The organism is Nitrospira defluvii (genome assembly GCF_905220995.1).
Classification (GTDB): Bacteria; Nitrospirota; Nitrospiria; order Nitrospirales; family Nitrospiraceae; genus Nitrospira_A; species Nitrospira_A defluvii_C.
Window position 1 is genome coordinate 465,582 of record NZ_CAJNBJ010000017.1, and the last position, 21,489, is coordinate 487,070.

Annotated in this window: 23 protein-coding genes; 2 read left to right on the plus strand and 21 right to left on the minus strand. The window is 56.5% G+C overall.

Features of this window, described 5'->3' with window-relative positions; all coding sequences use genetic code 11:
- Window positions 1–17: 17 nt before the first annotated feature.
- From KJA79_RS17285 to KJA79_RS17310, 6 genes are all read right to left on the minus strand, one after another.
- A complete protein-coding gene (locus KJA79_RS17285; protein WP_213043305.1) occupies window positions 18–1,175 on the minus strand; it encodes a glycosyltransferase family 4 protein in 1,158 nt (385 codons plus the stop codon).
- A complete protein-coding gene (locus KJA79_RS17290; RefSeq protein WP_213043306.1) occupies window positions 1,172–2,482 on the minus strand; it encodes an oligosaccharide flippase family protein in 1,311 nt (436 codons plus the stop codon). The genes KJA79_RS17285 and KJA79_RS17290 overlap by 4 nt, the downstream gene beginning before the upstream one ends.
- Window positions 2,479–3,225 carry a class I SAM-dependent methyltransferase gene (locus tag KJA79_RS17295; protein WP_213043307.1) on the minus strand — a complete coding sequence of 249 codons (747 nt, stop codon included), beginning with the start codon at window positions 3,223–3,225 and terminating at the stop codon, window positions 2,479–2,481. Before KJA79_RS17295 ends, KJA79_RS17290 begins: the two co-directional genes overlap by 4 nt.
- 352 nt (window positions 3,226–3,577) lie before the next feature.
- Window positions 3,578–4,927: an O-antigen ligase family protein gene (locus tag KJA79_RS17300; RefSeq protein ID WP_213043308.1), complete on the minus strand. Its 1,350-nt coding sequence runs from the start codon at window positions 4,925–4,927 to the stop codon at window positions 3,578–3,580.
- 19 nt (window positions 4,928–4,946) lie between these two features.
- Window positions 4,947–6,026, minus strand: a complete 1,080-nt coding sequence (locus tag KJA79_RS17305) for a right-handed parallel beta-helix repeat-containing protein (RefSeq protein ID WP_213043309.1) — start codon at window positions 6,024–6,026, stop codon at window positions 4,947–4,949.
- Window positions 6,027–6,828: 802 nt separating this feature from the next.
- Complete coding sequence (locus KJA79_RS17310; protein WP_213043310.1) at window positions 6,829–7,791, minus strand: GDP-L-fucose synthase family protein; 963 nt, start codon at window positions 7,789–7,791, stop codon at window positions 6,829–6,831.
- A gap of 28 nt (window positions 7,792–7,819) precedes the next feature.
- On the opposite strand from KJA79_RS17310, the gene KJA79_RS17315 reads away from it, so the two are divergent.
- Window positions 7,820–7,984 carry a hypothetical protein gene (locus tag KJA79_RS17315; protein WP_213043311.1) on the plus strand — a complete coding sequence of 55 codons (165 nt, stop codon included), beginning with the start codon at window positions 7,820–7,822 and terminating at the stop codon, window positions 7,982–7,984.
- A 44-nt stretch (window positions 7,985–8,028) separates the two neighbouring features.
- On the opposite strand, the gene KJA79_RS17320 is transcribed toward KJA79_RS17315, so the two are convergent.
- Together KJA79_RS17320 and gmd are read right to left on the minus strand one after the other, a co-directional pair.
- Window positions 8,029–8,466 (minus strand): four helix bundle protein, encoded by a 438-nt coding sequence (locus KJA79_RS17320; RefSeq protein ID WP_246507753.1) that lies wholly within the window; start codon window positions 8,464–8,466, stop codon window positions 8,029–8,031.
- Between the two features lie 6 nt (window positions 8,467–8,472).
- Window positions 8,473–9,492: a GDP-mannose 4,6-dehydratase gene (gene gmd / locus KJA79_RS17325; RefSeq protein WP_213043313.1), complete on the minus strand. Its 1,020-nt coding sequence runs from the start codon at window positions 9,490–9,492 to the stop codon at window positions 8,473–8,475.
- 346 nt (window positions 9,493–9,838) lie between these two features.
- Here gmd and KJA79_RS17330 point away from each other — a divergent pair, with 346 nt between their 5' ends.
- Window positions 9,839–11,710 (plus strand): heparinase II/III family protein, encoded by a 1,872-nt coding sequence (locus tag KJA79_RS17330; RefSeq protein WP_213043314.1) that lies wholly within the window; start codon window positions 9,839–9,841, stop codon window positions 11,708–11,710.
- 190 nt (window positions 11,711–11,900) lie between these two features.
- Here the strand turns inward: KJA79_RS17330 and KJA79_RS17335 are convergent, their stop codons facing one another.
- The 13 genes from KJA79_RS17335 to KJA79_RS17395 all read right to left on the minus strand — a co-directional run bounded on the left by KJA79_RS17335 (window position 11,901) and on the right by KJA79_RS17395 (window position 21,488).
- Window positions 11,901–12,296, minus strand: a complete 396-nt coding sequence (locus KJA79_RS17335; RefSeq protein WP_213043315.1) for a type II toxin-antitoxin system VapC family toxin — start codon at window positions 12,294–12,296, stop codon at window positions 11,901–11,903.
- Window positions 12,293–12,532: an AbrB/MazE/SpoVT family DNA-binding domain-containing protein gene (locus KJA79_RS17340; protein WP_213043316.1), complete on the minus strand. Its 240-nt coding sequence runs from the start codon at window positions 12,530–12,532 to the stop codon at window positions 12,293–12,295. The genes KJA79_RS17335 and KJA79_RS17340 overlap by 4 nt, the downstream gene beginning before the upstream one ends.
- Window positions 12,533–12,773: 241 nt before the next feature.
- Window positions 12,774–13,904 carry an ATP-binding protein gene (locus KJA79_RS17345; protein WP_213043317.1) on the minus strand — a complete coding sequence of 377 codons (1,131 nt, stop codon included), beginning with the start codon at window positions 13,902–13,904 and terminating at the stop codon, window positions 12,774–12,776.
- 122 nt (window positions 13,905–14,026) lie between these two features.
- On the minus strand, window positions 14,027–15,130 hold the full coding sequence (wecB, locus tag KJA79_RS17350) for a non-hydrolyzing UDP-N-acetylglucosamine 2-epimerase (protein WP_213043318.1): 1,104 nt from the start codon (window positions 15,128–15,130) through the stop codon (window positions 14,027–14,029).
- Window positions 15,131–15,306: 176 nt separating this feature from the next.
- Entirely contained in the window at window positions 15,307–15,546 is a 240-nt protein-coding gene (locus tag KJA79_RS17355; protein ID WP_213043319.1) for a hypothetical protein, read from the minus strand.
- Window positions 15,547–15,643: 97 nt separating this feature from the next.
- Entirely contained in the window at window positions 15,644–16,543 is a 900-nt protein-coding gene (locus KJA79_RS17360; protein ID WP_213043320.1) for a response regulator, read from the minus strand.
- Window positions 16,540–16,899, minus strand: a complete 360-nt coding sequence (locus KJA79_RS17365; protein ID WP_213043321.1) for an Hpt domain-containing protein — start codon at window positions 16,897–16,899, stop codon at window positions 16,540–16,542. Before KJA79_RS17365 ends, KJA79_RS17360 begins: the two co-directional genes overlap by 4 nt.
- On the minus strand, window positions 16,899–18,164 hold the full coding sequence (locus KJA79_RS17370; protein WP_213043322.1) for a PP2C family protein-serine/threonine phosphatase: 1,266 nt from the start codon (window positions 18,162–18,164) through the stop codon (window positions 16,899–16,901). Before KJA79_RS17370 ends, KJA79_RS17365 begins: the two co-directional genes overlap by 1 nt.
- A 21-nt stretch (window positions 18,165–18,185) precedes the next feature.
- The gene (locus KJA79_RS17375) at window positions 18,186–18,536 is read right to left on the minus strand and encodes an STAS domain-containing protein (RefSeq protein WP_213043323.1); all 351 of its coding nucleotides are present in this window, start codon (window positions 18,534–18,536) and stop codon (window positions 18,186–18,188) included.
- A gap of 30 nt (window positions 18,537–18,566) precedes the next feature.
- Complete coding sequence (locus KJA79_RS17380; protein ID WP_213043324.1) at window positions 18,567–18,905, minus strand: STAS domain-containing protein; 339 nt, start codon at window positions 18,903–18,905, stop codon at window positions 18,567–18,569.
- Between the two features lie 29 nt (window positions 18,906–18,934).
- A complete protein-coding gene (locus tag KJA79_RS17385) occupies window positions 18,935–19,984 on the minus strand; it encodes a protein-glutamate methylesterase/protein-glutamine glutaminase (RefSeq protein ID WP_213043325.1) in 1,050 nt (349 codons plus the stop codon).
- Between the two features lie 62 nt (window positions 19,985–20,046).
- Window positions 20,047–20,664 carry a chemoreceptor glutamine deamidase CheD gene (cheD, locus tag KJA79_RS17390; RefSeq protein WP_213043326.1) on the minus strand — a complete coding sequence of 206 codons (618 nt, stop codon included), beginning with the start codon at window positions 20,662–20,664 and terminating at the stop codon, window positions 20,047–20,049.
- Window positions 20,665–20,669: 5 nt separating this feature from the next.
- Window positions 20,670–21,488, minus strand: coding sequence for a CheR family methyltransferase (locus tag KJA79_RS17395; RefSeq protein ID WP_213043327.1), 819 nt, complete (start codon window positions 21,486–21,488; stop codon window positions 20,670–20,672).
- Window position 21,489: the final 1 nt, after the last annotated feature.

The following is a 21,489-nucleotide window of genomic DNA, read 5'->3' on the forward strand; positions in this document are numbered from 1 at the left end:
AGTAACAGAAATGGCTGCTAACTGTAAACCTCTTTGACATACCTTTCTGTTATTTGGGTGAAATCATATCGTCTCTTGCAATCACGGGACGCATTAATTGAGAACTGTCGTTTTAGCTCAGCATCGCTCATCAGGAGGGCAATCTTTTCTGCTAATGATCGGACTTCCCCGAACGGGACTAGAAAACCGTCTATACCATCTTGCACCACATCCTCAACGCCGTAGGTGCGGTACGCGACAATCGGCAGACCAACCGCTTTTGCCTCCAACAATACATTGGGCAGTCCCTCATTAGAACCCGCAAATACGCAAAGATCGCTAGCCACATATAGGCCGCCTAGCGCCTCCTTGTCGAGCTGACCCGTGAATAAAATCAGACGCGAGAAATTACAACTCGCTACGTATTCAACTACCTCGCGGGAGTATTGCGGATTGTGGAACGGCCCAACGAAGATAAGTCGAACTCTTTCCCTTGCTTCCGGATTGTTGGCAAAAAGGTATGTAGCAGCCATTGCAATATCAAGATTGTTCTTGCGTCGATCAATGACCCCGGCGCAAATGACCACGAATGCATCACCCGGGATCTGAAATGTATTGCGTACCGCTGTCCGCCCCTTAGCATCAGTCGAGCGAAGCGGTTCCAATTCTACACCATTTGGGATCATGTAAATTTTCGAGTCCGGCACACCATGTTTCAGAAGCGCCTGGCGCAACTGTGTCGAGATAGCGATAAAGCAATCAACGAACTGCAGGACTCCGCTACGATATCGCCCGAAGAACCCGCGGGTATTAATTTCACTGTCATTGGTCCCCCCTTTAGTCATCTTTTGAACAATTTTCAGACCAAGCAGCTTCGTTACCCCCACGCATATGAAATGGCCGGGCGAGAAACCGTGAAAGTGGACAGCTCGAAAATCATTCCGTCGTAGTAGCAAAAACACCATAAAACTTAGTGCAAAGCTATACGATCCGCCTGCAACGCGATTTACGGGTATCCCGCTCTCCTCTGTCCTTCGGAAGAGAGCCCGGTGGGAAACATTTGGAACTACAAATTCACATGGAACTCCTTTTTTGACGAGATGCCTAGCCAGCACGATGGCCTGCGTCGCCGCTCCGCTAAAGCGAGGTGGAAATACGAAACATACCATCAAAACCCCGCCTTCGGAATTTTTCATCCTTCGCCCCTGGCTTTCCCAATCAGCACCTTATACTGGCTTACGAAATATGCCGAATCCTCCATCGTCGGCTTAAAAAGCTCTGCACACCGCATGTTGCTATACCGGAGGAAGGCGCGGCCAACGTAATATGTCTCGATTGTAATGGCAATCGCGCTGGCAATAACTGCGCCGTTAACCCCGAGTGATGGAATAAGTACGAAGTCGAGGAGTACAACCGCGATGGCGCCAATAGCAACGGACTGAAGAAAGACGGTTGTCTCTCCCACCGCAAGCATAAAAACCGCGAACATCCTCTGCATTCCTAATGGAATGAGCATCAGCAGAAAAATACGTACTGGCAGTACCACATCGATGTAAGCCTGCCCGTATACAAGTGGTACAAGAGGCCCAACAGCTATGACGGACATGGCGACGACGCCAGACATTACCACTGTCATACGTCGTGTTGCCGTTGCTGCTAGCACAAACGCTTCCTGATCAGCCTTGGACAATCTGGGGCCGATGATCGTACTAAGCGAGTAAGGAATGACGCGGAACCTATTCGTCAAGTTTCGCGCAAGGGTCAACAAACCCAGTTCTCGCATCCCAGTAAAATACAGAAGGATTAACTCATCGAGCTTCTGCCCGCCGATCCTGGTAATGCTGCCGACCTGAACTTGCATCCCGTAGCTAAGCGAACGTCGCAAAAGGTCCCAATCCATACGCAACGAAAGACACTTATGCCGCCACAAACAACGAATTGTATAGAGACTCGTAACTATACTGGCTGCGATTTGTGCGCCAATGAATCCCCATAGCCCCATATGGAGTACAAATACTGCGACTATGCAGCAGACAAAATATGCGACGGTTTGAATGATCTCGGTTATCCTATAGTGCGCGTGATCCTCCCAGGCGTTGAGCAAATTCATGGCGAACATTGTCGCAAGCCGAAATGGGAGGTCGAGCAATGGCGCTACAAAGTGCATTATTGTCAGCCCTAGGGGAAACTCGAAGACCGCTATTCTTGGAAAGCCGCATAGTAAGCATATAACAATGAAAAAAAACCCCAGACTCACCGCAAATGAATTAGCCACCAAGGATGGCCCAAGACCGCGGTCCCTCGCTCCGAAATACAGGTTTGCATTTCCGAGCCCGAGACTCATAGGGCCCGCGAGGACAGACGGCAGCCATACCATCAACGCATACCTTCCAAGTTCCTCCGGCCCGAGTACGCGCGCCAACAGAATGCCCGTGACGACGTTCAGGGGCAGTGCTAGATAGCGCGAGAGCAGCAAACACATAGTATTATGCAGGATATTCATGCGTCATTAGGGTCCTGATCAGTCGGTTGTTTCTTGTGAACGATGGCATATTGAAGCGCATAAAGCCGCCATCCCGTGGCAAAAAATGGATTCCACAATAGGGATAGCGTGTTTATGACAGCCCGATGAAACTTCGAACGATCCATAAATTCCATCCAGAACATTGGATGGCTGTATACATAATGTGCTGAAGGAAAAACGTTGCTGATGATTGCCTTAAATTCGCAGGGAAACCATTCAGTCACATGCATCTTGTCAAGTGGGTCCTCCGTAAGCCGAACTGGTGTACTAATCACGGCTGTTCCCCCTGGTTTCAGCACGCGCAGGATTTCCTGCAATAACCGATTCGGATCCTGGACATGTTCGATCACATCGCTCGAAACCACTGCGTCGTAGAATCCACCCGCAGCCTTAGTATCGTAGCCTGATGAAACACTGAACTGTGCACGAGACCCCTTTGCCTTATGTTTCTTTCGCGCATATTCAACTGCGATTTGCGATGGATCGACGCCATGGCACACTGCCCCTCTCTGCACAAGAAGCCAAGACAACACCCCGTCACCGCAGCCAACGTCCAGCACCTGCTTATCGACGAGTGAGCCGGTTCCTGCCTCTAGCAATGCCACACATCGCTGGTAGCGCGCCTTCGCCGAAGCATTTGAGCGTGTAGGATGCGCGGATATCTGTTCCCAGTGATAGGCACCGCGCGTCAGGTATTTTTTAAACTCAATTTCGTCGTTCATACGTGCAATTTTAGATGGTTAGACCTTAACTTCCCTTCCTCGGCTGTGCGAACATTTCAGGCTGAGTCACAATTCTTGGGCCTCGCAAGCCAGCAATGGGATAAGTGCGCACTACATGCCAAAATCACCTTCCGTTTTTGGATACAACAACTCATGAGTGACGTCTCTCCGGAAAACGGCAGTAGGTCACAATGAGAGTAGACTCGCAACTTCGGCGGTCCTTGATAAAAGGAGCGGGCTCTTGAAGTGGTCGAAGTTTGCCGAAGAAGGCGCCGGCTCAGATTGAGAGTTGCCTCGGAATAGGGCGAAGTCACTCAGTGCATTAGGTCTGTTTCCGATCATCGATGGTTCTTTAGCGTGAGGCACCCTCAAGCAAGGGATTGTGGTAATTGGTCTCAGTTTCGAATGCCATGGGTTGGTAACTTGCCCGCGCAGGCGATATCACAGAGACGGAAGCGAGCACTGAGGAAAGCGCCATAAACAGGAAGAAAATGCGGTAATTGAATCCGAAATTGTCGAATATTCCGCCCAGGAAAAACAGAAGCATCCCTGCAAGCACAGCTTCACTGTAGAAATAGATACTAGCTTCTTGTGTGCGTCGCCGTACCTTTCTGAAGTCGAGGTAGGCGCTCAGATATAACCCGAAATACAGTATAGTGCCAATGATCCCTGTCTCACTAAGTACCTGCAACCAGGCCGAATGCAGGGCGCTACGCTCGAGTGCCTCGGCAACTGGGGCAACAACCAGAGTGTTTCCCTTCGGATGCCTAAAACTGTCATAACCGTTCCCTGCAAGCGGGTACTTGAGGAACATTTTCCAGGCTATCCAATACAAGCCGGAACGGCCAGACGTAAAGGCTTGCATCTCTTGCTCGTTGAGTTGTGTTTTTTTCTCGGTAGGAAGTCTCAAGAGCTTCTGGCCATAGTCAGTCATCATGCCGACGGCTAACACAGAAACAATTACGGGTACCAGGAACATGACCCAGATAGCTCTAACGTGCCCTCTAATCATGTAAAAGCACGCTAGAATTAATAAGGATGCAACCAGCGTACGGCTAAGCTGTGCAAATACGAAAAAAATTGCTGCAACGAGCAACACCTTTGTCAGTCTCTTGAGTTTGGAGTTAGGAGTCGTGTTCATAAAGGCTATCAAAAATGGTATGGCAACTAGGATATGAAAGCCGGGTTGGATGCGATCGCCTTTCGATACGTCAGCGAGAAGCGATCCGACATCTAGCAACCGCAGACCTGCCGTACTCAGCATCATTCCGAACGAGGCGGCGATGATAATTGCCACTACCCATTTCAATCGCGAAAGCGTTTTGTACCCCATAATGGCAAGTATCAAAACGAAGAAAGCAAGATTGTTTAACAGATTCGGCTCATTTCGCCCCATAAGATACAAACTTGACCAAAGCAAATACGCTAGGAACGCGTAGACACACAGAGCTGTCCTCGAAAAGAGAAGCCTCAGATTTACATTGCAAGCGCCAAGCGCCATATGCAGCATCAGTGCCACCGTGGAAAACACAACGAGGATTTTGTTGACGCTGAACAGCGGCAAAATCTCGCCAAGATCCGTAATCTTGCCCGCTACCCATGAATCGAGTACTAGATAGTAAAGACCTACGGCCGGATTGACCAGGGTCCCGATGAATACAGCGCCCAATATTGGCGCTATAAAAAGGAGATACAGGTTCACGATAAGTTGCTTAGCCGTCTCATTGGCTCTCAAATGCCCCGATATCGACACCGGAGTCGCTGCCGCGACTCTCGGCAGACGCATTAAGTCTCACACCGCCTCTTATGCCCAGGCTGTCGGGGCGAAGCCTAAAGTCACGCGCCCTCTCATTGACAAATCTAGGATCAGAGAATATTGAATCAATATCGAAGTGGAAGTGCGTAGCGTATTCTTGAAAGTTGTACCATATCCCGTCAATCTTGAAATCCCCAGCTCCCGCTGTCTTCCAGTACATATTATTGCGCATTCTCAAGTTGTCGCTGTTCCCATTATCAACTACTAGGATGCCGTCATTGCCTGTTCGAAATATAATATTATTGAGGATTTCGTTATTAGTCGAAAACCGGCTAGGCATTTGGGGGTCGCCACCAGTTCTAATGTGAATACCAGCTCCGTACAAAGTATTGTTATACACAGAGCAGTTCTTGGCGCCCTTTAGCCAAATTCCGCCCCCGATGTTGTACGGCTTGTCATAGTAAATAACATTCCTTCTAACAATGGCATTCTCCACCTCAGCTTCAGTATTATTATGGTTGTGCCACATGGGACCGGTAAATCCACCCAGACCGATCCCCGTATACCTAAGATTGTAGAAGAGATTGTTCTCTATCAAAACATCACGACAGCCTCCCTTTACAACAACACCCATTGAAGAATTGTGCAGCTTATTGTTCCTGATCAGAATCTCTTTGTGCCCGACCGCATCGATACACTGGTTTGGCGCACCGAAGAACTCGCAGTCCTCAATAACAATGTAATCTGACAAGATCTTGATGCCGTCATACTTCTGTGGCGAGAAGCCATCAGCAAAACAGACAAGACACCTCCTGAACGCAACGTCTCGCCCTCCGATTCCTACGACGTTTCCTGGCGCGTTAGTAGCTCGAACCAAGTCTAAGCCTTCTACCGAGATGCGTCGAACACTCTGACCGATTTGCAATGAATACTCGTGAGAGCCTGTGAACCAGATGACAGGTCTTTGGCCAGAATGAGCTTTGATAGAGATATCGGTGACTCGCTCTATTTCTAATGATGAGGGGACGACAAACTTGTCCCCCATAAGGATAAGTTCATCTTGACTGCGAATTCGTTTCAAAGCCGTGTGAAGGGTGCGCCAAGGCCGAGATTTCGTGCCGGGCCAGCCATCATTTCCGTCTGGTGCCACAAACAGGCTTCGTAAGGCCTGCTTGGGTTCCTCCAATGCTGATAGTGGCAAGGGCAGGATAGCCACACCTGCACAAATGTACCCACAACTCTTCAAGAACTCCCTTCTAGAAAATGATCGAGTCAAAGGAACCTCTTTCCTGTTTCGGCATAGTAGAGGATGATCAGACATGACGATGACCAGCATCCTCTATGTCTATCTGTCGCTTCTCCTTGCGAAAAGTTGGCTGCATCAGGGTGCATTGTTCGTAATTCTGCAAACCTTGCATGAACGCGCTTTTTCGTCAAGCATAAGCCACAGGCGTTTCCAGCTGGCTATGAGCCCATATCGAGCGACCCGGAATGGAGGCTGTAGAGAAGCTATGCTCGTCAAAAGGCCTCAATGCAGAGCACCGCGCGATCCCCGTTAGTCCCTATTCATGCGAGCTTACAATGTGATCAGCAGTCTTGGGGCTCTCGACGCGCTGGAGAAAGAACGTTATGTTCACGGGCGGGCGCGAGGTTCACGCCATACCGAATAAGCATGGCACGCTTGTGAACGCCACCGAGACGGTGAGGTGGACGTCTCTTGTGAGCGTCCAGTGTCCCGAAGACAAGGCGTCATCGTTCTCACCTACACCTGCCCCTCTGCGCGCCAAGAGGCGATGTTCCGGGGTGAGGGCACGGCTGTTCCGCCGGCTGACTGTTTTATCTTTCTGCTATAAATGTGCTTCCCGTATCGCCTGACGATTAGCCTGAAACCATTGCACCGTGTTATTCATTCCCCTGCGCAAGCCACAGCTCGCCTCAAACCCAAATAGTTCTTTCGCCCGTCTGGTATCCAAACAGCGGCGCGGTTGGCCATTGGGCTTCGTCGTATCCCAGACCAGCTTGCCCTCGAACCCCACTTCATCTGCGATCAGATGCGCCAGATCTTGAATCGTGACTTCTTCGCCCGTGCCGATGTTCACCGGCTCGTCGCCATTGTAGTGTTCAGCCGCTAACAGAATGGCGCGGGCTGCATCGTCCACATAGAGGAACTCCCGAGTCGGTGAGCCATCTCCCCACAGCACGACCTGCTTCTCACCCTTGGCTTGCGCCTCCACACATTTCCTGATGAGGGCCGGGATGACATGCGAGGTTTGCATGTCGAAGTTGTCGCCGGGACCATAGAGGTTCACTGGAAAAAGTACAATTGCGTTGAACCCATATTGCTGGCGATAGGCCTGAGCCTGGACCAGCATCATTTTCTTGGCTAGGCCGTAAGGCGCGTTGGTTTCTTCCGGGTATCCGGCCCACAGATCTTCTTCGCGGAAAGGAACCGGGGTGTATTTAGGATAGGCACAAATGGTGGCGAGTGCCACGAATTTTTCCAGCCTCCGCTGACGCCCGATTTCCATCAACTGCGTGCCCATCATGAGGTTGTCGTAGAAGAACCGGCCGGCATTAGCTTGATTGGCGCCGATGCCTCCGACCCGTGCTGCCAAGTGCAACACGATATCCGGCTCCCCGTCGTCATAGAGCCGCTGGACAGCGTCCATCTGAACGAGATCGTAATCCTGACTCCTGGGCACCCAGATACTTCGACAACCATGCTCCCGGAGCTGTGTCACGACGACTGAGCCCAGGAACCCGGCACCTCCGGTGACGACAACGCGCTTATTTGAGAAGAATGACGTCATGATTGTGTGAGGCTAGCCCGGACTATTCATGAATACCTGCTCCGTCGCCCGATCCTCTCACCCGGCGGGGCTGTTCTCGTTCAGCCTCCTCGACGGACTGCAAGTACGCCTGCGTCGGCCTCACGTGCGAGAAGCCCCGGCGGGCGTCGGTCTCAAACGCCTCGCGACGGCATTCATGAATAATCCGGGCTAGAGGTCTGAGGCTGGAGGTAGTCACGAACCGCCGGAGGTCGGCGATCATTGCTTTCTTCCCAGATCTGACACCCGCTCTCCTCGTTTCTTTCCCCTTACTGAATTCATCAAGCCGTTGAGCTTTCGATCGATCTGTTCAGTCTTTCCTCGAACCTTCACGTATTCCACTTCGTCAAAGAGTTTGTTTCTGCGGAATACCTCGGTCGACGTGACCGTCTCGTAGAGCGATCCTTGGGCGATACTCAAATACTGAAGAAATTCTTTCGTATGTTGCCGCCCTTTTCCTTCAGCAATGTTTTGCGCAATTGATGTGACGGCTCCTTCCAATTGGGACACCATTCTCAGGTGCCTATTCGGAGGGATACGCTCCAGTAGTCCAAGTACGACATCCGCCAATTCGATGGACTCTTGCCACACCTCAAGCCTTTCGAAGGGAAAGATGTATCGTTCAGACTGTGCGAAGCCTCTCTCCCCTCGAACCATCGCGCCTCAAGCCTTCAGCATCTCCCCTCTACCCGTTCCCTCCAAGGTCTGACGTTCTGCCCGTACGTCCGCATCCACCATCAGGGTCACTAGCTCTTCAAACGACACTTTCGGCTCCCATCCCAGCGTCTGCTTGGCTTTGGATGCATCGCCGATCAACAGGTCGACTTCCGTGGGGCGGTAATAACGTGGGTCGATTTTCACGTATTGTTGCCAGTCCAGATCAAGGTGGCCGAACGCCCGGTCGAGAAATTCTCTGACCGTATGTGTCTCACCCGTCGCGATGACATAGTCGTCCGGCCGGACGGCCTGCAGCATCATCCACATGGCCTGGACGTAGTCACCGGCGAATCCCCAGTCACGTTTGGCGTCGAGATTGCCGAGGTACAGCTCTTTCTGCACCCCCAACTTGATTCGAGCCGCGGCCCGCGTGATTTTTCTGGTCACGAAGGTTTCGCCGCGCCGAGGGGATTCATGATTGAATAAGATGCCGCTGCAGGCAAAGAGATCGTAGGCCTCGCGATAATTGACCGTGATCCAGTGGGCATACACTTTGGCGGCGCCATAGGGACTGCGCGGGTAAAACGGGGTCTGTTCGCGCTGCGGAATTTCCTGCACCTTGCCGAACATTTCGCTGGAGGAGGCCTGATAAAACTTGGGCTTGATGCCCGACTCTCTGATGGCCTCCAGGAGGCGAACGGTTCCGAGCCCCGTGACCTCGGCCGTATATTCCGGAACGTCGAAACTCACGCGAACATGGCTTTGGGCGCCTAAGTTGTAAATTTCATCCGGTTGGATCGTCCGCAGAATCCGATTGAGCGAACTGGCGTCGTTCAGATCTCCGTAGACGAGCCGCAGCCGCGCTTCCGGCACGTGCGGGTCCTGGTAGATGGGATCGATGCGCCCGGTGTTAAACGAGCTCGACCGGCGGATGATTCCATGCACCTCGTACCCTTTGGCGAGGAGCAACTCCGCGAGGTAAGACCCATCTTGCCCGCTAATGCCGGTAATGAGAGCTTTTTTCACCTGTTGTGCGACTCCTTGTCTTGACGCAGCGGTGCGGAGATCCTTGTATTGTAGTTCTACTCAGTGACGTGATGATCGTGAAGTGTCTTCTCTTAGCATATTTTGCGGAAAAGGTGTGAGGGCCAAATGGCCGGATCGCCAGGTATCCCCATGCAGTGTCGCAGCCTGGCACATGTCCGCGTTATGTCTACGTAGTATATGCTCCGACCCCTTGTACGTGATACTTCGGCATTGACCAATGCGCCGAACGAAGGTACTGTTTCGTCCCAACGACCGGTGTCCTCCAGGGCCGGATGGACGGGGTCTTCGAGAGGCATCTCTCCTCGCGTGTCATGGAGGATAGGCGTTGCGTGTTACGGTCTCGTTCAGGTCGAATCTGTTTCCTCGTACTCTTGAAGAATCGGCCAAGGCGCTCGCGGCCGGTCGCCCTGAGGATTGGTGGCATGGAGCGAGGGAGCGAGGGCTCTTCTCCCTCTTTCGCCTGCAGCGGCAATTGGGCAGCCGGTGGTTATCCCGCTCGTTTACCGAACAGGACACTGCCGCTTCGTCGTTTTGCCGGAGTGCCTACCCGGTGCTCCCTCCCCTTTCCTGGCACGTGGACCTCGATGCGGCCTCGGTCGACGCGCTCTTGAGCGGTCGCCTGTCGGTGTTCGGGTTCCCCTGGCACTGGACGGCCGATGGATCGTGCTGGCACCAGGCGCCGGATACGGGGCAGACCTGGCCCCGGCGTTTTTTTCCCGGCATTCCGGTCGATAGGGGAAACCCCTATGGCGACGCCCGTCTGGTCTGGGAACCTTCACGGCTGCAGCATCTCGTGACGCTGGGGTTGATCGCGCAAAAGGCCGATCCCGCCGTTCGGGCGCGCGCGGTGGCGGCCGTGGAGACACAGTTTCTCTCCTGGGTCGCGGCCAATCCCCTGTTGATCGGCGTCCACTATGTCTCGCCGATGGAGTGCGCCCTGCGCCTGCTCGCAAGCTGTTACGCGCTGGATTTGATTCGTCCCTGGATGCAAGAGCCCCGAGCGGTGTGGGGCGCGCTGCTCACGCTGGTGTCGGGCCATGCGGAATTGATTCGGAAGCGTCTGGCGTTACGTTCTCCGATTCCGCACGAAACGCTGGCGGGGGCCGCTGCGCTGGTCCATGCGGGCAGTCTCTTCACGGAGCTGGAACAGGCGGAGCGCTGGCTGGCCTTCGGCCTGTATCTGTTGGAGGACAACACGCCGCGGCACATCAGTCAGGATGGCGGCAGTCAGGAGCAGGGGCTCGGCTATCTGCGCTTCAGCAGCGACCTGTACGGGTTACTCGTCGCGTTGTTCGATCATCAGCAGCGCCCGCTTCCTGAGAAGATCCGCCAGGCCTTCGACCGCAGCCGCGCGTTTCTCCACGAATTTCGTGCCGCGGCGGACGACCGGTTGCCTCCCATCGGCGACGGTGACGGCGAAACGGCCCTCGCGCCCTCTCTTCGCTTTCGGACGCCCGCACGGAAACCCGCGTCCGGGCTGACGACGTTTCACCTCTCTGGCTACTCCATCATCCGCGGACGGGGGGCGCAGCGCGCCATCTTCGATCACGGGCCGCTCGGGATGCCGCCGCGCTATGCCCATGGCCATGCCGACGCCCTTTCGATGATTCTCCAGATCGGCTCGCAGGACCTCTTGATCGATCCCGGCACCTACACGTACCTGGGAGACGAAGCCTGGCGTACGTATTTCCGCGGCACGCGCGGGCACAATACCGTGACGGTGGACGGCCTGGATCAAGCGGTGCCGCAGGGGGCCCTGACCTGGTCCCAGCCCTTCGACACCCATCTGGTCTATCGGGAGGAGACGCCGGAAGGCAAGGTGACGGTCATTGCGCGGCACTATGGCTACAAGGAACGCCTGGGTGTGGTGCATTTGCGCGGCATCTCGTACGACACGTCGGGCTCATGGATGATCTGGGATTGGCTGACGGGCAGCGGCACGCACCATCTCGAACTGAATTGGCATGTCGGCTGCCGCGTCGTCCCTGTCGATGAGGGGTATCGATTGGAGGGACTGGAACAGCCGCTCCTGCTGACGATTGAGGGTGGGACCAGCCGGCTCTACGAAGGGTCGCTGCAGCCGATGGCCGGGTGGAAATCCAGCCGGTATGGCAATAAAGAGCCGATTACGACGATCCGCGTCGAGCACCGCGGCCCCCTGCCCCATGAATTTATGACGCGCATCCGTTTGATTTAGCAGACTGCGGAATCACCCGGTTTTTGCACAAGACGTCGCGACCAACTCACCTGCCGAGGCGGGGTCAGCACCATGTCGGCACTTGAGGTCGATCGGCGAGCCGACTATCCTGCGGGCGCGTGCCGGTGCCATCTACAACGTTGAATGCGGCCGTTTTTCCGGCGAGACACGATAGCGGTTCATCCACTTGCTAAAGAAGCCGGAACCCATCGAGTTTGCCCGCGGCTTGATCGAAGCTGACGGTCTCGTCGCATCCGCGGAGTCGGTTCGTGGCACCCAGTACGCAGTCAGCGAAGTCGGCCTTTCCTGACTGATACATGCGAAATGCCGTCCATGCCGTCTGCGGGTCTTCGACTTTCAACTGGGCGGTCTGCAACAGTTTCTCTAACACGGCCACAATGGTGTCCTTGGAATACCCATAGGCACTTTCCAACACCCATACCAACTCACAGAGGACGACGCGATTGACGAACCCTGGATCGTCACGCGTACATTGCTTCGTGATCACGTGTGTGGCTTTACGCGATTGACTCGGTTCATCTTGCACGAGATGTCTGACCAGGACGTTCGTGTCGAGACCGATCATTGGCGGCTTCCTCGTTTACGAATCGCTCGGTTCATGTCTTCCACACTCACCGGACGAGCCGGCGCCTTGAGTATACCGGTTAACAACGAGGCGTCGATGCTGGCCGGGAGCAGCACTACGCGGCCGTCCTCATCAATCACAAATTCCAGACGGTCTCCCGGCTGGAGATTGAGCCGTTCTCGAACGTCTTTCGGTATCGTGGTTTGCCCTTTGCTCGTCAACGTTGATGTGGACATCGGAGCTCCTTACAAGGAAAGACATTCCTTACTGTACCGTAAGTCATTGCAGCGCGCAAGGGATGTGAGCGCATGATGAGACGGGCGATCACCATGGCGTCGGACCCCTTGTCGGTCGGCGAGCCGACGACCCTGTCAGTACGCTCCGGGATGTCTCGGATGCCGAGTGAGGGTGCGCATAGATGCGAAGGGGGGAGAGAGCATCTGCCGGGCGCCCGGGGCGTTCCGATGCCGCCCGGCCTCATGTTCCAGTCAACCGTTTCAGCGCATCGGAGGGGCTCACGACCCAGGTTCCATCGGGGAGACGATAGGCTGCTTTCGTGCGACACACGATCATCTTCTGCTTCACTCGTCCTGGCTCAGCGGCCTCTAGGGCTTTGAGCCCGTCGGCGTCCGCGGGCCCTGGATGCTCTTTCCATTTGCATTCGACCGCGGTGAGGGCACCGGCGCGATCAATCACCACATCCACCTCCGGCCCTCCCGCAGTGCGCCAGTAACCGACCGGCGCGGCATCGGCGCGGCTGGCCGCTTGTCGAAGAATCTGGCCGAAGACATACGACTCCCAGAATGCCGCGGCGAGCGTGGATGCCGTCAGCTCCCGTGCCGAACGAAATCCTGCGAGAAATGCCGCCAGACCGGTGTCGAGGAATGCGAGCTTGGGCGCTTTGATCAGCCGCTTGGTGCGATTGCCGAAATACGGTTCGATCATGGTCACCACTCCCGATGTCTGAAGCAGCCCTGCCCATTTACGTGCGGTATTGGGAGCAATGCCGGTATCTCGTGCAAGGTCGGAGTAATTGATCATCTGAGACGTCCGCAGCGCACAGGCGCGCAGAAACCGATTGAACTCCGGCAGGTCCGCAACACGCAGCACGTTGCGCACATCGCGTTCAAGATAGGTGGCGACGTAGGCGGGAAACCACAGGTCAGGATCGGTCCCACGGTGCAGCTCGGGATATCCGCCGAGAAACAGGTAGCGACACTCCTCGATCGCATGGCCTGCCGCGAGCAATTCGGCCCTCGCGAGTGTATGCAGATTCAGCACCGCGCAACGCCCCGCCAAGCTCTCCGACACGCCATGCATGAGCGGGAATACTTGCGATCCGGTCAAGAGAAAGCGGCCGGGCGAGCGATCCTGGTCGATGTGGACTTTGAGATGCCGCAGCAGTGACGGCGCATACTGAATTTCGTCGATGATCACCGGTGGCGGATAGGCCTTGAGCAACTCGTCGGGTGCGGTGCGCGCGGCTTCCGCATTCGCGGGGAGATCGAGAGGCAGATAGGAAGTACGGGGATAGAGATGCCGCAGCAGAGAGGTCTTGCCGGTCTGTCTCGCGCCGGTGATGAGCACAGCGGGAAACTGCTTCGCCATGCGCCGAATGAGCCCCTCAACGTCCCTCGCAATCCACATGCGGATAATATGCACTGACGGTGCAAATCATGCAACTACTCTCTCTTCAGTGTCCTCGTCTGCCCGTGGACATTGACATGCACTCATGATGCAAGAAGCAGCCGCCCTAACTGGGCGACAATTCGTTCCGCTGCCTTCCCGTCCCATTTCGGTGGAATCGCCCCTTTCTTCCACTGCCCGGCCATCAAACGTGTCAAAGCCGGCGGGAGCTTCTTCGGATCCGTGCCGATCAACTCGTTGGTCCCGATCGTCACGGTTTCCGGTCGTTCGGTGTTGTCGCGCAAGGTCAAGCAAGGCACGCCCAGCACGGTCGTTTCTTCCGTAATTCCGCCCGAATCGGTAATGACGCCACGGGCATGTTTGACGAGATAGTTAAACTCCAGATACCCCAACGGGTCGACATAGTGCATCGACGGGAGCGCCTTGCCCGCTTCACGGAGATTTTTCGCGGTACGCGGATGGACGGGAAACACGACCGGTACGCCCTGGGTGTTGTCCGCGATGGCCTGCAACAGGGCGAGCAGTTTGTGTTCACCGTCTACGTTAGCCGGACGATGCAATGTCACGACACAGTATTGCTGCGGTGTCAGGGCGAGAGACGTCCAGCAGGCCGGCGGCCGCAACCGTCCTTCGTGCTTGAGCAGGGTGTCGATCATGGTATTGCCGACGAAAAAGATACGGTCCTCGGTGACCCCGGCGCGGCGCAGGTTGTCGTTGGCCGTGTCGCTGGTGGTGAAAAACCAATTGGTGATGGAGTCGGTCACCACGCGATTGATTTCTTCCGGCATGGTCCAGTCGAGTGAGCGAATGCCGCCCTCTACGTGGGCGACGGGGATGCCCATTTTCCGGGCCACGATGGAACAGGCCATCGTCGAGGTTACATCCCCCACTACGAGGCAGAGATCACTCGCGTCTTTCAGCAGCACTTTTTCGTAGCCCACCATGATGCCTGCGGTCTGCTCGGCTTGTGTCCCAGACCCGACTTCCAGGTTGATGTCGGGATCGGGAATGCCCAGTTCTTCGAAAAAACTGCCGGACATGGCTTTGTCGTAATGTTGCCCGGTGTGAATCAGCCGATAGCGTAGGGCGCTCCCGCCCCTTGCCTGTGCGGCGCGCAAGGCGTCGATGATCGGCGCGATTTTCATGAAATTGGGTCGTGCTCCGGCGATCAGGTCAATGCGCTTCATGGGTGTGGTTCCAGTTGAGATATGGCGATGGTGATCCGCCTTTCCTCATTACATAGCGGACCTTGCGCAACCCGTCAACAAAAAGGACGGTGAGGACGACCGAGATGGATGACGATGCACAGCGGGACTGCGTGAGGGGAGATGCCCGCAGGGGCTAGGCGCGACGCGATGAACGGTTATTCCTTTTCGACCAGCCTCCACCCTTGCTTTTGCAGGCAGCGTTCGGTGGCTTGAATGATCAGGAGTTGAATGCCCTGTTGCAGCTTGGGATCGCGCAGGGTGTCGGCCTGACACTTGTTGTAGTCCTGGGCGTACTGGTCTTTCGGGCGCGTCGGATGGACCCACTCTGCGCTACCGCAGGCGGTCAACAGGGACACCAACATGATTGAGCACAGCAGGCGAGCGGGACGCGTCATGGAGAGCCTCATGGTGAATCGGGGGTGCATCGCGGGTCTCAGGGAGGGGAAGATAAACTGCGGAGCGGAGGGGCGTCAAGTCGGCGAGCGGCGGTGCTTACGGAAGCGGAACGGAGAACGTCACCTGGGTACCTTGCTCGTTATAGGTCAAATCGGGGAAGAAGGCCTTGGAGAGAAACACGCCGCGGCCGTTGGCGTCATGGCTGTCGCAGGGCTGGTTGCCCCGCGTCAGCAGGCGATTCCAGGCAAACCCGTTCCCCTCATCCGCAATCGCGTAGTGGAGTCGTCGATGGCGAAGGTCGTACCCGGCCTGGACGACCACGCGACGCTCGGCGAAGCGCGGGTCCCGCCGGCGCGCCTCGATCAACGCATCGAATCGGTCGGTGCTGAGCGCCTGGCGTTTCTCGTGATATTGGATTTCGAGGCTGCCATGTTCCACGGCGTTGACGATAAGTTCGATGAGGGTGGCCTGGAGGTGCAGGCGTTGAGATTCCGGCAGGTTTCCGGCGGTCTGCTCCATCAACCAGCTCACACAGGCTTCGACGTGGTGGGGATCGGTGCCGATGGTCACACGGTAGTCCAGTCGATCGATGCCGGGAATCGCCTCCACCGGGCGTGAGAGCCGTTGGATCGCTCGATCCAGGGCCAGGCCGATCTCCTTCCCGCTGGTCGGGAGCGGCAGATAGTCTGTGGCGCCCGCGCGTATGGCCGCGAGGATCGTCCCCTGCTCCGTTGTCTGGGTCGACGCAATCGTGGCTGTGGCGGGAGCCCGCTTGTGTATGTCCTGAATCAGCACCAACCCCATACGCCCCGGCAAGAACAGGTCGGTGATGACGATCTCAGGTCGTGCCATCTCGACCATAGCGAGTGCCGCCTTCGGATCCGGAGCGGTGACGACGGAGAGGTTGCGAGAGGTGGCTTGTTCCAGCGTGAGGGCTAATGCGTCCGCATCGGGGATGACGGTCAACAGCGTCTGGGACGAGCCCGGCACAGTCATGTGGGAAAGCCCTTTTCGATGATCGTGGTCAGGGCCGCCGTGAGTCGCGCGGTCTCTGTCTGCACCTGCTCGGCCAGTGCGGCGAGTTCCTGTACGGCGGCCTTGCGCGCGGATTCTTCGAGGTGGGCCGCGGAAGCCACCGCCGGTTTGGCGCAGAACTCCATGGCTGATCCCTTCAGCTTGTGCGCTTCCTTGATCAGAGCCGGGAGGTCGCCGGCGGTCATCGCCGTCCGGAGGGCGGCAAGTGCTTGGGGGGTGCGTTCCACGAACAGGCCGGCCAACGTCAGAAAGAGCTCCTGGTCCCCGTCCAACCGCTCGAGTGCAGCAGCCAGGTCCATGATTGATTGAGATTCCACTATGCCCTCCCCTTGTGCGTGGTCGACCGGTCCTGAATTTCCAGCCCGAGCAGCGCGACATCGTCGGGGAAGATGTCCCCGCCTAACCAGTGATGGGCGGTGGCCATGGTTTCCGTGATGCTGTGCACGAGTGTGGACGCGTGATGCTCCTCGAGTGTGGCCTGCAGGCGAGCTCGGCCCCAGAGTTCACCGGTCGACGACGGCGCTTCGTAGATGCCGTCGCTCAGCAGATACAGACGATCGAGCGGCTGCAGCTGCGTTGAGACGCTGTCGAACGTCGAGTCAGGATCGAATCCCAACGGAAGACTGGCGGAGGCGAGCCATCGGGAGTCGCCACTGTTGGCATGCACAAATGCGCCCCCATGGCCTGCGGTGGCATAGGACAAGCGGGAGGACTCGAGATCGAGTCGCCCCACCCAGAGGGTAAAATACTCGCCGTCCTGCGTGAGGGGAAAACGCCGGTTGGCCTCGTTCACGATCGCTCCGGGATCGAAACTGCCCACGGCTTTCAGGAGATTGTCTTCGCGCAGAAAACTCATGAGTCCCACTGCGCGCAAGGCTGCGGCGACACCGTGGCCGGACGCATCGAGAATATAGAGCCCGAGCGCATCCGGTCCCCAGGGACAGACCTGGAAGAGATCGCCCCCCAACGCAAGCGACGGTTGATAGGCCCAGTGCATGGCGATACCCGGCGCCGGCATCCCCGGCAGGGGGAGTTGCGCACGCACGAAGGCCGCGGCCGACTGGAGTTCGCTCTCCAACTCGTGCTGTTTGGCTGAGAGTAATTTGTGCGACCGATCCAGGTCGTCCCGGGTGCGTTCGATCTCACGAACCAGGGCGCTGGATCGGAGGCTGGCGTGCACCCGCGCCAAGACTTCCTGTTTGCTGGCGGCTTTACTGAGAAAATCGTCGGCGCCGCGCGAGAGCCCTTCGGCAATCTGCTCGGGCCGGTCATGCGCGGTCATGAGGACGACCTGGCTGGATCGTAATTCGGGATCCGCACGAATCGCCTCGCAGACACTGGGACCGTCCATGCCCGGCATCATCCAATCGAGGATCACCAAGTCCGGACGGTGCGCGCGGATCGCGGTCAAGCCGGCGCTTCCATCGACCGCCTCGATCACACGATACCCCAAACGTTTCAACCGACCGGCCATGCCGATTCTCGTGATTTCATCGTCGTCGACGAGCAAAATCACCGGGGTTGGTTTGGCAGCCGGCCCAACGCCGGCCGGCTGTGTCATCTGCGGTGCGGGTTCACCCACGTACACTGCTCCTGAGAGTCTTCAACCGGCCGCCGGCAGGGTGGTTGCCGCAAGGGCGTCCTGCTCCGAGTGGTAGACCGGCAACATCTGATGCAGGTTGGCTAGAGTGATGATTTCCTTCACGTAACTTTGCGGGTTCAGGAGCGCGAATCGTCCCGGCCTGCCGCTCAGGCTTTGTGCCACGAGTGCCAAGGTTCCGAGTGCCGAACTGTCCAGGAAGCGAACCCCGTGCATGTTCAGAATCACCTGCCGGCACCCGGTCGATTTGACGCGATCAACCGCCCCCTTGAAGGCGGCGCGGTTGGCGTAGGTCAGCTCCCCGACCAGATCGAGAATGACGGCATTTCCGACACGTCGCTCAGTAATCTGCATGCCCGGCTCTCTCCCTGACCGTGGAGGGGCTCAAGCGCTCTTCTTGGCCATCGACGGGGCGTCCGTTTCGATCAGCGGAATCGTCTTGTGCAAATTCGCCAACTCGATAATCTGCCGGACCGTCGGCTGGGGATAGGCCAGCGACAACGTACGTTTCTCCGCTTGCAACTGCCGGTGGGAAATCATCAGCAGTCCTAATGCCGCGCTGTCGAGAAACGCCACCTGTGAGAGGTCGATCACGATCTGGTCGACTCCGTCGACGGCGACCGATTTCAACATTTCCTGAAATGGTTTACGCTGTGTGTACGTAAAGTTGCCTTCCAGCTTCAAGGTCACCTTCCGGTTATTGACTTCCTTCGTGATTTTCATCGTGGCTCCTCTATGGCAAAAGTGAACGATCAGGCACGGGTGACATGACTCAGCACGGTTGCGGCAATATCTTTGAGGGGGCGCACGACGTCGGCCGCGCCCAGCTTAATGGCTTCTTTGGGCATCCCGAAGACGACGCAGGAGGCCTCATCCTGCGCAATGGTATAGGCCCCGGCTTCTTTCATCTTGAGCAATCCCTTCGCGCCGTCGCCGCCCATCCCGGTCAGGATCACGCCCACTGAATTGCCTCCCGCATACTGCGCGACGGAGTCGAACATGACATCGACCGAGGGGCGATGGCGATTGACCGGCTCATTCTGATTGATGCGCACCGAATAGCGCGCGCCGCTGCGGACCAAGGTCATGTGGTAGTTGCCGGGCGCAATCAGCGCATGACCAGGCAACACACTGTCTCCGTCTTCGGCCTCCTTCACGGAGATGCGGCAGAGTTCGTTCATCCGATCGGCCCAGGTCTTGGTAAAACGCTCCGGCATGTGCTGCGTGATCAGGATCGGCGGGGTATTGGGTGGCAGCACCTGCAACACCTCCTTGACGGCCTCGGTCCCGCCGGTCGAAGATCCGATCGCGATGATCATGTCGGTGGTCTTGATCATCGCCGAGTTCAGTTGGGTCGGCCTCGCAGCAGCCTGTGCGCCTGCAGCAGGCGTCCGTCGAAGCGTAGCGGTGGCCGCGCCTTTGACCTTGGCGATCAAGTCGGCGGCAACGTCGTCCATTCCCTGGCGGAGATCGATCTTCGGTTTGGTGATAAAGTCCACCGCGCCGAGCTCCATGGCACGGAGGGTGGTCTCGCAGCCGGCCTCGGTCAATGAACTGACCATGATCACCGGCGTGGGACGTCCCCGCATGAGCTTTTCCAGAAAGGTCAAGCCGTCCATCTTGGGCATTTCCACATCCAAGGTCAGCACGTCGGGATTCAGCGCCTTGATCTTCTCTCTGGCGACATACGGGTCCGGCGCGCTGCCGATGACCTCGATGTCGGGGTCTTTTGACAGCAGCTCAGCCAACACTTGTCTCATCAACGCGGAATCATCGATCGTCAAGACTCGAATTTTAGCCATTGCCGAACATCTCCAGGTCTTGTGGTGTGGCTGCGAACAGGGCCACCACTGGGGGTCTACATTTAGAAAAGCGTAATATCGCTCTGTTGCGTCGTGGGCTCCTCTGCGATCCGATGCTGGTAGGCGGACTCTCGCTCGTAAATTGTACGATTCTTGACCCGTTCGATCTTTTTCATCAGCACGCGCCCGGAATCCGTAAAGTAGTACACCTTGCGCGGATACACGTCGCCGAGATCGCTCTTGGCGATGGCATACCCTTCGGTCTTCAGAAATTGCAGCACCCATTCGGTATTGCGGGCCCCGACATCGATATTGCCTTCGTAGATTCTCCCGGCGCCGAACAGTTTGATTTCGAGACGATGCTTCACCCCGCCACGTTTGAGAATCTCATTGATCAACTGTTCCATCGCAAACGAGCCATAGCGCGTCGATTCCCCGCCCCAGGAATCTCCGGATTGGTGCTCCTTCGGCGCGGGGAGCATAAAATGGTTCATGCCTCCGACGCCGACGATCGGATCGCGAATGCAGGCGGAAATGCAGGAGCCGAGGACCGTATACACCACCATCGATTCCCGACTGACGAAGAATTCGCCCGGCAGAATGCAGGCGATTTCATGAGGAAACCGGCGATCGTGCATCCGGCGGATATGAGAAAATGTATCGGTGTCGATAGCGGGCATCTCGCTCAGGCTTCCTTCCAGTAGATGGTCGGGGCAATTGATTTGAAGGGATGAGAAACCCACTGCAGACTTTCTGAGTGCCCGATGAACAAATATCCGCCCGGCTTGAGGTGATGATAAAACTTGTTCACCAGCCGTTCCTGCGTGGGGCGATCGAAGTAGATCATCACGTTTCGGCAGAAGATCAGGTCAAGCGGGGCCTTGATGGGGAACCGATCGTCCATCAGATTCAACCGTCGAAATGTGATGATCGCGGAGAGATGTGGTTTGACCTTCACCAGCCCCTCACTGTCTCCACGTCCCTGGAGAAAATGCCGCTTCACGATCTCCGCCGGAACCTCGCGTACCCGCTCCTCCGCGTACAGTCCCTTGGCGGCATGTGCCAAGACGCGAGTGGAGATATCTGAGGCAAGAATCTGAAAGTTCCATTGCTCCGGGGTACGGACGCTTTCGTACAGCGTCATCGCGATGGTGTACGGTTCTTCGCCGGTTGAGCAGGCGGAAGACCAGATGCGAATCTGTTTGTCTTTCTCACGCGTCGGCAGGATGCGCTCCCGCAAGAAATCAAAATGTTTAGGCTCGCGAAAAAAATCCGTCTTGTTCGTCGAGAGGAGATCCAGCATGCGCGTAAACTCTTCGCCGCTGTTGTCCTGTGTCACATACTCGCAGTAGGAGGCAAAGCTATCCATGTGGAGGTGACGGAGCCGTTTGGTCAGGCGAGAGACCACCAAGGACTGCTTGCTGTCTCCCAGAGAGATGCCGCTTTCGTCGTACAGCAACGTGCGGATCTTTTCGTATTCCTGCTTCGAGATCGCGTATTCCATC